This window comes from Streptomyces sp. NPDC057654 (assembly GCF_042800135.1).
In the GTDB taxonomy this organism is placed as follows: Bacteria; Actinomycetota; Actinomycetes; order Streptomycetales; family Streptomycetaceae; genus Streptomyces.
Map to the genome: position 1 here is coordinate 1 of NZ_JBHVHQ010000182.1, position 12,017 is coordinate 12,017.

A 12,017-nucleotide genomic window follows, 5' to 3' on the forward strand; every position below is an offset into this window, starting at 1 on the left:
ACCGGAGACCGCCCGCGTGCTGACGGCGGCGGCCGACGCCGCCCGCGCCACGCCCGGCGTCGCCTTCCTGCGCCCCGGCCTCGCCGACATGGTCCGCGGCGCCGCCGCCCGCCGGCTGCCCGCGGGCGCGGGCGGCGCGGTGGCCGCCTGGGGCGCCGCCCGGAGCCGGATCGCGGGCGTACGGGCGGAGCGCCTGCCTGGCGCGGGCGGCTGGCAGCTCCGCGTCCACCTGGCCGTACGCCGCGGCCACCAGGCGCTCGCCGTGACCCGCGCGGTGCGCGCCGCCGTCACCTCGGCCGTCGTCGAAGCCGTCACGCGGCCGGGGGAACCGGCCCCGCACGTGGGCGTGAGCGTCACCGTCACCGACATCACCTGAGGCGGCGTCCGGCGGCCGGGGCGCTTTTGCGGGAACGGCAACAGGGTTTGGCGATCCGGGGACGTACGGCGGAAGCTCGGACTCGTACGCACCAGGCCGACCGGAGGCAGCGATGACCGACCAGCAGCAGCTCACGGACCACGGACACCGACACCAGCACGGGCATCAGCACCACCATCACGACGGGGCGGAGATGGACTGGGACGTGATGGGCCCGCTGCTCGAAATGGGCGCCGAAGTCGAGGCGCCCGTCGTCGACCAGGCCGCGGTCTGGCTCCGCGAACGCGCCGAGGCCGCGGGCGCGCCCCCGGTCCGGCGGCTGCTCGACATCGGCAGCGGGCCCGGCGTCGGCGCCTGCCAGTTCGCGCGGGCGTTCCCGGAGGCCGAGGTCGTCGCCGTGGACGGCACGGAGGCGCTGCTGGAGCGCACCCGCGCCCGCGCCGCCGGGCTGGGCCTCGCCGAGCGCGTACACACCCGCCTCGCCGACCTCCCCGACGGGCTCGACGCGATCGGCGACGCCGATCTCATCTGGTCCAGCATGACCCTGCACCACATCGGCGACCAGCAGGACGCCGTGGAGCGGCTCGCCCGGAAACTGCGCCCCGGCGGCCTCCTCGCCGTCGCCGAGGGCGGCCTGCCGATGCGCGCGCTGCCCCGCGACATCGGCTTCGGCCGCCCCGGACTCCAGGCCCGACTGGATGTGCTCAACGACGACTGGTTCACCGACATGCGGGCCGCGCTGCCCGACGCCAAGGAGGCCGTCGAGGACTGGCCCGCGTTCCTGGCCGCCGCCGGGCTCACGGACGTACGGAGCCGGACCTTCCTCATCGACCTGCCCGCCCCGCTCGGCGCGGACGCCCGCGCGTACGTCCACGCCACGCTCGCCCGTAAGGGAGAGGCCGCGAACGAACTCCTCGACGCCGAGGACCGCGCCGCGCTGGAGCGCCTCCTCGACCCCGAGGACCCGAGGGGCCTGCTGCTGCGCCCGGACGCCTTCCTGCTCGGCGCCCGCACCGTGCACACGGCGGTGCGGCCCGCCTGACGCGGTCCGCGGCGCCTTTCGTCAGAGGCCGCGTCAGAGGCCGCGTCAGAGGTCGAAGGACTCCGGGTCCGGGCCCAGCCGGTTGCCGGAGTCCAGCGTCGCGATCGACGCCAGATCCTCGTCGTCCAGCTCGAAGCCGAGGACGTCGATGTTCTCCTTGATCCGGGACGGGGTCACGGACTTGGGGATGACGATGTTGCCGAGCTGGAGGTGCCAGCGCAGCACCGTCTGCGCCGGGGTGACGCCGTGCTTCCGCGCGATGGCGGCGATCTTCGGGTCGTCCAGCAGGTCCTTGCCCTGGCCCAGCGGGGACCACGCCTCGGTGGCGATGTTGTGCTGGGCGTGGTAGGCGCGCGCCTCGGCCTGGGCGAACTGCGGGTGCAGTTCGATCTGGTCCACGGCCGGGACGACGGACGTCTCGGCGGCGAGCTGCTCCAGGTGGTGCGGCTGGAAGTTGGAGACGCCGATCGCCTTGGCGCGGCCGTCGGCGAGGATCTTCTCGAAGGCCCGGTAGGTGTTGACGGTCTCGCCGCGCCACCAGATCGGCCAGTGGATGAGGTACAGGTCGACATAGTCCAGGCCGAGCTTGGACAGCGACGCGTCGAAGGCGCGCAGCGTGGTGTCGTACCCCTGATCGGCGTTCCACAGCTTCGTCGTGACGAACAGTTCGTCACGGTCGATGCCGGAGGCAGCCAGCGCCTTGCCGGTGCCCACCTCGTTCTCGTACGCGGCGGCGGTGTCGATGCTGCGGTAGCCGGCCTCCAGGGCGTGGCCCACCGCGGTGAACGCCTCGTCGTCGGCGACCTGCCACACGCCGAAGCCGAGCTGTGGCATTTCGACGCCGTTGTTGAGAGTGATGGAAGGAATCTTGCTCACGCTCGATCGGTCCTTAATCGTCGGAATGCTGATACTTCATGGTGGCTCATCGGCCACCTCGTCGCATTCCCGCCGGAGCGGGAAAAATGTCATGCGCATCGCAAAGTACCCGAACCGCGGGCCGGCCATGCCTGGCACCGCGCACCCGGCTACGTCCGGTACAGCGCGTCGACCTCCGCCGCGTACGCGCTCTCGATCGCCTTGCGCTTGAGCTTGAGCGACGGCGTCAGCAGCCCGTCCTCCTCGCTGAACGGCGCGGCCAGTATCCGGAACGTACGGATCGACTCGGCGTGCGAGACGAGCGTGTTCGCGGCCACCACCGCCCGCCGGACCTCCGTCTCCAGGTCCGGGTCCCGTACGAGCGCGGCGGCGGCCGGCACCGGCTTGCCGCGCATCATCAGCCAGTGCGCGACGGCCTCCGCGTCGAGGGTGATGAGCGCCGCCACGTACGGGCGGTCGTTGCCGACGACGATGCACTGGGCGACCAGCGGATGGGCCCGGACCCGCGCCTCCAGGGCCACGGGCGAGACGCTCTTGCCGCCCGAGGTCACCAGGATCTCCTTCTTGCGCCCCGTGATGGTCAGATATCCGTCCTCGTCGAGGGCCCCGAGGTCGCCGGTGGCCAGCCAGCCGTCCCGGAGCACCGCCTCGGTCGCCCTCGCGTCGCCCAGATAGCCGGCGAAGACCTGGCCGCCGCGCAGCCACACCTCCCCGTCGTCGGCGATGCGCACGGTGGTGCCGGGCACCGGCCGCCCGACCGTGCCGAAGCGGGTCTGCTCGGGCGGGTTGGCGGTGGCCGCGGCCGTCGACTCGGTGAGCCCGTACCCCTCGAAGATGGTCACGCCCGCGCCCGCGAAGAACAGGCCGAGCCGCCGCTCCATCGCCGAGCCGCCCGACATCGCGTGCCGCATCCGGCCGCCCAGCGCCTCGCGCACCTTGGTGTAGACGACCTTGTCGAAGAACTGGTGGCGCACCCGCAGCGCCGCGCTCGGGCCGTGCCCCGTGCCGAACGCCTTGTGCTCCACCGCCTCCGCGTACCGCACCGCCACGTCCACGGCCTTGTCGAAGGGGCCCGCCTTCCCCTCCGCTTCGGCCGTACGCCGGGCCGCGCCGAAGACCTTCTCGAAGATGTACGGGACGGCCAGGACGAACGTCGGCCGGAAGGACTGGAGGTCCGCGAGCAGCACCGCGGCCGTGAGCTGCGGCTGGTGGGCCAGCTTGACCCGGCCGCGCACCGCCGCGATCTGCACCATCCGCCCGAAGACGTGCGCGAGCGGCAGGAACAGCAGCGTCGACGGCTCGTCGCCGGGGTGGGAGCGGAAGGCCCCGTCGTACCGCTGGACGATGTTGTCGGTCTCGGCCATGAAATTGGCGTGCGTGAGGACGCAGCCCTTGGGCCGGCCGGTGGTGCCCGAGGTGTAGATGACGGTCGCGGGGGAGTCGGGGGTGAGCGCCAGCCGGTGCCGGTGCACCACCTCGTCCTCGATATGCGCCCCGGCCGCGTACAGCTCCGCCAGCGCGCCCGCGTCCAGCTGCCACAGCCGGGCCAGCCGCGGCAGCCGGTCGATGACGGAGCCGACGGTCATCGCGTGGTCCTCGTGCTCCACGACGCAGGCGCACACGCCCGAGTCGTAGAGCGTCCAGAAGACCTGCTCGGCGGAGGCCGTGGGGTAGAGGGGGACCGGCTGGGCGCCGATGGTCCACAGGGCGAAGTCGAAGAGCGTCCACTCGTAGCGGGTGCGGGACATGAGAGCCACCCGGTCGCCGAACCGCACGCCCTGCGCGAGCAGCCCCTTGGCCAGCGCGAGCACCTCGTCGCGGAACAGCGCCGCGCTCACGTCCTGCCAGTCGCCGTCCACTCTGCGGCTGAGCGCGGCCCGGTCCGGGTCCTTCTCGGCGTGGTCGAACACGACGTCCGCCAGCCCTCCGACGTGGGGCGCCGTCGCCATCGGGGGGACGGTGAACTCACGCAACTACCCGCTCCTTGTGACACTCCGTATCCACATGGTGTCGCGACCGTATCCGATCCCGCACGGCTCCAGAACACCTTCTCGACGGCCCGATGACGCGGCCCCGCGCGCATCTGCACCGAATCCCCCCGACGCGGGCACTGGGCCGTTACCCCAGGACCGGACCAAGCCGCTACCCCAGGACCGGACCGATTCGGGGCGCCCCCTGGAGCCGGTCGCCGCCCGCCAGAATCGTCTCCGCGAGCGCTTCGGCGGGCCCCCGCGCCGAGCCCGCGCGGGCCGCGTGCAGCAGGACGACGTCGATGCCGCCGAGGTCGGGCAGGCCCGCGCGGGCGGGCACGCCGAGCAGCCCCGGCGGGATCATGCCCCGCGTGTGCGCCATCACGCCCAGCCCCGCCCGCGCCGCCGCGATCAGCCCGTTCAGGCTGCGGCTCGTACACGCCACGCGCCAGGAGCGGCCGTGCCGCTCCAGCACCTCCAGCGCCCGGGCGCGGGACACGCCCGGCGCGGGATAGACGACCAGCGGCAGCGGCCGGTGCGGGTCGATCCGCAGTCGCGCGCTGCCGATCCAGACGAGCTTGTCGCGCCACACCAGTTCCTCCCGCACCCCGGCGTGGCCGCGCTGTTCCTCCGGGTGGCGCTTGGCCAGCACCAGGTCGAGGCGGCCGGCGGCCAGCAGTTCGTGCAGCGTCTCGGACAGCTCCACGGTCAGCTCCACCTCGACCTCCGGGTGGTCGCGGCGGAAGGCGTCCAGGATCTCGGGCAGCCGGGTCAGCACGAAGTCCTCGGACGCCCCGAACCGCAGCCGCCCGTGCAGCCGGGTGCCCGCGAACCAAGTGGCGGCCCGTTCGTTCGCCGCCAGGATCGTCCGGGCGAAACCCAGCATGGCCTCGCCGTCCTCGGTGAGCTGCACGCTGTGCGTGTCCCGGACGAACAACTGCCGGCCGGCCTGCCCCTCCAGCTTGCGCACCTGCTGGCTGACGGTCGACTGACGCACCCCGAGGCGCTGCGCGGCCTGGGTGAAGCTGAGGGTCTGCGCGACCGTGAGGAACGTACGGAGCTGCGCCGGTTCGAACATGCCGCCCAGGCTAGCCGCGTGCCGGGCCGTTATCGCGATGTGTGATGACAGTCAGCACGGTCAGAGGGGTTCCCGATGTGACGGAACAGGGGCAGGCTGGGAGGGCACCGTGCAACGCCCGTCCAGCCATGTAACGCCAGTTAACTCGTGGGACACACAGACACCGTTTCGGCCGGTCCTCCCGAAGCGGAGCGGTCGGCCGCCGAGCGAAGAGAGACCATGCGTCGCCCAGCTTTCCTGTCCAGACTGCCGGTGGACCCCTACATATGCGCGCTGCTCGGCACGGTGGCCCTCGCGGCGGTACTGCCCGCGCGCGGCGCGGCCGCGCCGGTCGCCGACGGAGCGTCCACGGGAGCGGTGGCGCTCCTGTTCTTCCTCTACGGAGCACGGCTGTCCACCCGCGAGGCCATGGACGGGGTGCGCCACTGGCGGCTCCACCTCACCGTACTGGCCTGCACGTTCGCCATCTTCCCGGTGCTGGGACTGGCCACCCGCGGCCTGGTCCCGTACCTGCTGAGTCCGCAGCTGTACACCGGACTGCTCTTCCTGTGCCTCGTGCCGTCCACGATCCAGTCCTCCATCGCCTTCACCTCCATCGCCCGCGGCAACGTGGCGGCGGCGGTCTGCGCGGGCTCCTTCTCCAGCATCATCGGCATCGTCCTCACCCCGCTGCTCGCCGCCCTGGTCCTCGGCAACAGCGGAGGCGGCTTCTCGCTGGACTCGCTGGTCTCGATCCTGCTCCAGCTCCTGGCGCCGTTCGCCGCCGGGCAGCTGCTGCGCCGCTGGGTCGCGGGCTTCCTCGTACGGCACAAGAAGGTGCTCGGCTTCGTCGACCGCGGCTCGATACTCCTCGTCGTCTACGCGGCCTTCAGCGAGGGCATGGTGCGCGGCATCTGGCACCAGGTGACGGTGTGGCGGCTGCTCGGGCTGCTGGTGGCGGAGGCTCTGGTGCTGGCCGCGATGCTCGTCCTGACCACCTTCGGGGCGCGCAGGCTGGGCTTCAGCCGTGAGGACCGGATCGCGATCACCTTCTCGGGCTCGAAGAAGAGCCTCGCCGCCGGGCTGCCCATGGCCACCGTGCTCTTCGGCGCCCAGGCCAGCCTCGCGGTGCTGCCGCTGATGCTCTTCCACCAGATGCAGCTGATGGTCTGCGCGGTACTGGCCAAGCGCTACGCACGCCAGGCGGACGCGTCGACTCCTCCGTCGGAGGCCGGTTCGGATACGGACGCGGGGTCAGGTGCGGCGGCGAGGGCGGTTCCGGTGCAGGGTTCGGCCGAGGGGTCGGCGGCGGAGGCCTCCGGCGAACGGGCGGACGCCGTGGCGTAGTCGGCTGCCGGGGTCCCTTCGGCCGTTCGTCGGCCCGTACGCCAGGCGAGGAGCGCGCCGAGCGCGAACGCGCCGGAGGCGATCACCGCCGACAGATGGACCCCGGCGACGAGGCTGCCGCCGGTCGCGGCGAGGGTGCCGAACAGCGCCACGCCGATGGCGTTGCCCACCTGGCGGGCCACGTTGAAGACGGCGGAGGCCATGCCCGAGCCGTCCGCCGGGGCGGACTCCATGATCGCGGCGGTGGCGGCGGGTACGGTCATCGGGACCCCGAGCCCCGTCGCGACGAGCGGGAACAGCAGCCACGCGTACGGAGTGCCGGGCCCCGCCGCCAGCCACCCGAGGAACCCGACCGCGCCCAGCAGCATCCCCCAGGCCATCGGCCGGTACGGACCGAAGCGCGCGGTGAGCCGCCCGGACAGCGGCGCGGAGACGAACACCATGGAGGCGGCGGGCAGGATGGCGAGACCGGTGGCGAGAGGGCCGTATCCGCGCTCCTGCTGGAAGTAGAGGGTGGCGAGATAGAGCAGCCCGTAGAAGCCCAGATTGAGCAGCACCCCGATCACGGCGGTGGTCGCGACACCGCTCCGCCGGAACAGGGACGGTGGCAGCAGGGGAAGCCGGCGACTGGTATCGCCGGGTGTGAGGGCGGCCTCCAAACGCCGCTCCACGGCGACGAAGGCGCCCAGCGCCAGCACCGCGACGCCGAACGCGCCGAGCACGAGCGGCGAGACCCACCCCTCCCCGCTCGCTTCATTGAGCGCGGTCGCCAACGCGGCGAGCCCCAGCACGGCCAGCACCTGCCCGGCGGGATCGAGCCGCCCGCGCACCGGGCGAGGACCGGAGGCAGCCCGCTCCTCTCGCCCGGCACCCGGTACACACCGCAAGGTCAGGAAGATGGCGAGGGCGCCGACCGGCAGGTTGAGCCAGAACACCGCGCGCCAGTCCAGCCCCGCGAGCATCAGCCCGCCGAGCACCGGCCCGGACGCGAAGCCGATCCCGGACACGGCGGCCCAGGCCCCGAACGCCCGCGCCCGCACGGCCCGTTCGGGATAGGCGTCCCCCACGAGCGCCAGCGAGCACGGCACCAGGAGCGCCGCGCCCACCCCCTGAAGAAGGCGGGCCGCGATCAGCGCGCCCGTCGTCGGCGCGAGCCCGCAGCCGATCGAGGCGAGCGTGAACGCACCGAGCCCGGTGAGGAAGACCCTGCGGTGCCCGAGCCGGTCGCCCAGCCCGCCGCCGAGCAGCAGCAGCGCCGCGAAGACGGCGCTGTAACCGTCCACGATCCACTGCAACCCGGCGGCGCTCGCCTGCAAGGACGTACGGATGCCGGGCACGGCGACGGTCACCACGGTGACGTCCAGCATCACCATGAAGTAACCGAGGCTGAGCGCGACGAGCGGCGGCAACGGCATCGAGGGCCGGGCGGCACGGCGCGGCCGGCCGGAGACCTTGGCGGGGAACATGCTGAAAGTCTCGGGCCGTATTACTTCGCCGCCTGACGAAGTATGGCCGCCGTACCCTTGAACCATGACCTCGCAGCAGAGCTGGGACTCGGACATCGCGCGCGCCGCGGCCCTGTTCGCCGACCCGTCCCGCGCCCGCATTCTGAAGGCGCTCTCCGACATGCGGGCGCTGCCGGCCTCGCTGCTGGCCGCCGAGGCGGGCGTCTCGGCCCCGACGGTCAGCGCCCACCTGGCCAAGCTCGTGGACGCGGGCATGATCAACGCCGAGAAGAACGGTCGTCACCGCTACTACCGCCTCACCGGCCCCGAGGTCTGCGCCGCCATCGAAGCCCTCGCCCTCATCGCGCCCCCGCTGCCCGTCACCTCGCTCCGCGAGGGCAGCCGCGCCAACGCCCTCCGCCGCGCCCGCACCTGCTACGACCACCTGGCCGGGCGGCTGGGCGTAGCGCTGATGAGCGCCCTCATCGAACGCTCCCTGCTCGCCGGACACGACGGCGTCCACCGCCCCGAACAGGCCGTGCGCGACCGGCTCTCCGCCTACGGCCGCGATATCGACTACCAGCTCACCGAGGCCGGCCGACGCGAACTCGCCTCCTTCGGCGTCGACATGGACCAACTCCCCTCCCGCCGCCCCGCCATCCGCTACTGCGTCGACTGGAGCGAACAGCGCCACCATCTCTCCGGCGCCCTGGGCGCCGCCCTCACCCAGCGCCTCTTCGAACTCGACTGGATCCGCCATGGCCCGAGCCCCCGCGCAGTGCACCCCACGGACGAGGGCACAGTCGGCCTGCGGCAGGTCTTCGGTGTACGCACCGAGGAACCGAGCAGGACATAGCGCCCTCCCGGCACCCCGTCACCGAGGCACGGCGGGGGAGCTGCCCCTTCGAACGTGCTCCCTCTGCCGCCCGCCGGGGGCGCGCATACCAGGGCATGTGCGCCTGTACGCCGATGCGAGACCCGTGAGGCGAATGGGAGCATGAGTTCTATGCCCTCAACTACCGCGTCCACAGAGCTGCCTGACCACATACGCCAGAGGACCTCCCCCGCCTGGCTGGTGACACTGCTGGTCTGCGCCGGGCAGTTCCTCGTCGTGCTGGACGTCTCCGTCGTCAATGTGGCGCTGCCCGCGATGCGCGGCGGGCTCGGGCTGAGCGAGCTGGGGCTTCAGTGGGTGGTCAACGCCTATGTGATCACCTTCGCGGGCTTCATGCTGCTCGGCGGCAGGGCGGCCGACATCTTCGGCCGCAAGCGGATCTTCGTGGTCGGGCTCGTGCTCTTCACCGTCGCGAGCCTGGCGGGCGGTCTGGCCCAGGAGGCGTGGCAACTGGTCGCCGCCCGCACGGTGCAGGGCGTCGGCGCGGCCGTGCTCTCCCCGGCCTCCCTCACCATCCTCACCACCTCCTTTCCGGTGGGGCACGCCCGCACCCGTGCGATAGCCACCTGGACCGCCGTCGGCGCGGGCGGCGGCGCGGTGGGCGGCCTGGTCGGCGGGGTGCTCACGGAGTACCTCTCCTGGCGCTGGGTGCTGCTGATCAACGTGCCCGTCGGCGCCCTCGTCCTGGTCGGCGCCGCGCTGTGGCTGACGGAGAGTCGCCGGAACGAGGTACGCCGACGGCTGGACATACCGGGCGCGCTCCTGGTGACCGCCGGGCTCGCCCTGGTCGCGTACGGCATCGTGCAGACCGAGTCGAAGGGCTGGACCGCCCCGGTCGCCCTGCTGCCGATGGCCGCCGGACTGGTCGTCATCGCGGCCTTCGTGGCGGTCGAGGCCCGCACCAGAGCGCCCCTGATGCCGCTGAAGCTCTTCCGCATCCGCTCGGTCTCGTCGGCGAACGCGGCGATGGTCCTGGCCGGCGCCGCCATGTTCTCCATGTGGTACTTCCTCTCCCTCTACATGCAGAACGTCCTCGGCTACACCCCGCTGCAAGCCGGACTCTCCTTCATCCCGCACTCCCTGAGCATCGTCATCGGCTCGAAGATCGCCCCCCGTCTCATGCACCGCATCGGCGCCAAGAACCTCGCCATCGCCGGAGCGCTGATATCCGCGGCCGGCATGATCTGGCAGAGCCGCATGAGCGCCGACGGCACCTACCTCACCGACATCCTCGGCCCCGGCATCCTCATGGCCCTCGGCGCGGGCCTGATGGCCACCCCCGTCGCCTCGCTCGGCACCTCCGGCGCCGAACCCTCCGACCAGGGACTCGTCTCCGGCCTGATCAACACCTCCCGCCAGATGGGCGGCGCTCTCGGCCTGTCGATCCTCTCCACCGTCGCCGCCTCCCGCATCGACTCCGGCGGCGGCAAGAGCGCCATGGCCGGCGGCTACGGCCTGGCCTTCGGCGTAGGCTCCCTCGTCCTGCTGTGCAGCGTGCTCATGATGGTCCTCACCCTCCCCCGCCACCGCGACACCACCCACACCTGACCGGCCCCATGAGCCGGGGACCACCTGCCCCGGCCGGGAAACCGCCCACCGACCGACCCCAGATCCACCCCACCCCTCCTCAAAACCGCCTCACCGACGGGTCCCCAGGGCTACCCCACCGACCGGTCTCTCAGAACCGTCCCACCCGGTCCAACGGCAGCCACAGCACCGCCGCCCCGCTGTCGACCGGGGCGTTGTCCGTCCGGACGCGGTCCAGCTCCGCGTCGGACAGCGCCCGCGCTCCCACCGCCCGGTCCCGCGTCCTGGGGTCCGCCGCCCGTCGCGGACCCAGCCAGCGCTCCGTGAAGCGCGCGAACCGGATCTCTTCCCGCGCGTGATGCGCACCGCCCTCATAAAGCAGCCCGGTCCGCTGACGGTCGATCGTCACCATGTCCGAGTAGCCGGACCAGTCGCTGGTGACGGCCTTGCCGCGGTCCGCGCTCTCCCAGGTCCGCCCCTCGTCGTAGGAGGAGCGGATCATCATCGCCCGGCGGCGGTCCGGGTCGGCCGGCAGGGACAGGAGCCAGCGGCCCGGCCGCCGCTGGATGACGGAGCCCTGCACCATGGGCGTATAGAGGTCCGGGATGGTGCGGAACGGCGCGGCGAAGCTGTCGCCGCCGTCGCGGCTGACGGCGTAGTCGCGGTTGCCGAGGTCGACGCCGTCCTGTTCGCGCCCGTTCACATAGATCGCGCCGTCGTTCCGCTCGGCGAGCGTCATCTCGGACGGCTTCTGGCGGAAGGTGCCGCCGGGGGAGATGGGCCAGCTGTCGACCGCGCCGATGTGCCAGTGCCGCCCCCCGTCGTCGCTGTGCATGAGCGCCGCGTGGTTGGCGGTCACCCGGCTGCCGTTCCAGCTCTCGGCGTTGACGGAGAAGACCAGGCGGCCGCGGTGCCGCCCGTGGGCGAGCTGGATGCCGTGCACGGGCCCGGTCGCGTACCAGGAGTTCCAGCCGCGCGGCCGCAGCTCGCGGCTGACGTCCCGCGACGCCGACCAACTCGCGCCGTCGTTGTCGCTGTACTGCATATGGGGCGTCCGGTCGCAGGGCACGTCGCAGCTCTTCGCGTCGGAGCGCCCCTTGTTATGGGTGGTGGCCAGCACGATGCGTCCGCTGCCTCGGTCGACGACCGGCGCGGGGTTGCCATGCGTATCGCCGTTCCCCCGGTCGACCACCTGGAGCGGGCCCCAGGTGCGGCCGCCGTCGGCGGAGCGCTTGAGGACGAGATCGATGTCGGTCGCGTCGCCGCAGTTGCGCTTCCTTCCCTCGGCGAAGGCGAGCAGCGTGCCATGGGCCGAGCGGACGATCGCGGGAATGCGGAAGCATGCGTAGCCGCCGCGGTCCTGCGACGCCTTGAACAGGACGCGCTGGTCGAAGTCGGCGGGCGCCGCCGCGGGAGCGGCGCCCGCGGCCGGCGCGGGGAGAGGAAGCAGAGCGAGCAGCGCGCCCGAGGCCAGGGTCATGG

The 12,017-nt window shown here is 72.6% G+C and carries 8 protein-coding genes and 2 pseudogenes; 5 read left to right on the forward strand and 5 right to left on the reverse strand.

The genetic code is table 11. The annotated features are described in order from the left end of the window. Both ACFU99_RS16370 and ACFU99_RS16375 read left to right on the forward strand, forming a co-directional pair. The coding region (locus tag ACFU99_RS16370; protein ID WP_384391831.1) for a hypothetical protein at window positions 1-376 on the forward strand (376 nt) is incomplete at its 5' end. Window positions 377-488: 112 nt separating this feature from the next. Continuing rightward, window positions 489-1,418 (forward strand): class I SAM-dependent methyltransferase, encoded by a 930-nt coding sequence (locus tag ACFU99_RS16375; protein WP_384391834.1) that lies wholly within the window; start codon window positions 489-491, stop codon window positions 1,416-1,418. Between the two features lie 45 nt (window positions 1,419-1,463). On the opposite strand, the gene ACFU99_RS16380 is transcribed toward ACFU99_RS16375, so the two are convergent. From ACFU99_RS16380 to ACFU99_RS16390, 3 genes are all read right to left on the reverse strand, one after another. After that, a complete protein-coding gene (locus tag ACFU99_RS16380) occupies window positions 1,464-2,294 on the reverse strand; it encodes an aldo/keto reductase (RefSeq protein WP_384391837.1) in 831 nt (276 codons plus the stop codon). 149 nt (window positions 2,295-2,443) lie between these two features. Further along, complete coding sequence (locus tag ACFU99_RS16385; protein ID WP_384391839.1) at window positions 2,444-4,267, reverse strand: AMP-dependent synthetase/ligase; 1,824 nt, start codon at window positions 4,265-4,267, stop codon at window positions 2,444-2,446. Between the two features lie 169 nt (window positions 4,268-4,436). Next, window positions 4,437-5,342: a LysR substrate-binding domain-containing protein gene (locus ACFU99_RS16390; RefSeq protein ID WP_384391842.1), complete on the reverse strand. Its 906-nt coding sequence runs from the start codon at window positions 5,340-5,342 to the stop codon at window positions 4,437-4,439. Window positions 5,343-5,561: 219 nt separating this feature from the next. Between ACFU99_RS16390 and ACFU99_RS16395 the strand changes: the two genes are divergently transcribed. Then, a complete protein-coding gene (locus ACFU99_RS16395) occupies window positions 5,562-6,668 on the forward strand; it encodes a bile acid:sodium symporter family protein (protein WP_384391845.1) in 1,107 nt (368 codons plus the stop codon). A 143-nt stretch (window positions 6,669-6,811) separates the two neighbouring features. On the opposite strand, the pseudogene ACFU99_RS16400 reads toward ACFU99_RS16395, so the two are convergent. Continuing rightward, window positions 6,812-8,296 (reverse strand): annotated as a pseudogene (locus ACFU99_RS16400) (MFS transporter); the annotation flags it as partial. Between ACFU99_RS16400 and ACFU99_RS16405 the strand changes: the two are divergent. Together ACFU99_RS16405 and ACFU99_RS16410 are read left to right on the forward strand one after the other, a co-directional pair. Beyond that, the gene (locus ACFU99_RS16405; protein WP_384391848.1) at window positions 8,199-8,969 is read left to right on the forward strand and encodes an ArsR/SmtB family transcription factor; all 771 of its coding nucleotides are present in this window, start codon (window positions 8,199-8,201) and stop codon (window positions 8,967-8,969) included. The pseudogene ACFU99_RS16400 and the gene ACFU99_RS16405 sit on opposite strands and share 98 nt — an antisense overlap. Window positions 8,970-9,110: 141 nt before the next feature. After that, the gene (locus tag ACFU99_RS16410; RefSeq protein WP_384391850.1) at window positions 9,111-10,556 is read left to right on the forward strand and encodes an MFS transporter; all 1,446 of its coding nucleotides are present in this window, start codon (window positions 9,111-9,113) and stop codon (window positions 10,554-10,556) included. A gap of 235 nt (window positions 10,557-10,791) precedes the next feature. On the opposite strand, the pseudogene ACFU99_RS16415 reads toward ACFU99_RS16410, so the two are convergent. Next, a pseudogene (locus ACFU99_RS16415) lies at window positions 10,792-12,015 on the reverse strand (exo-alpha-sialidase); the annotation flags it as partial. Window positions 12,016-12,017 lie beyond the last annotated feature (2 nt).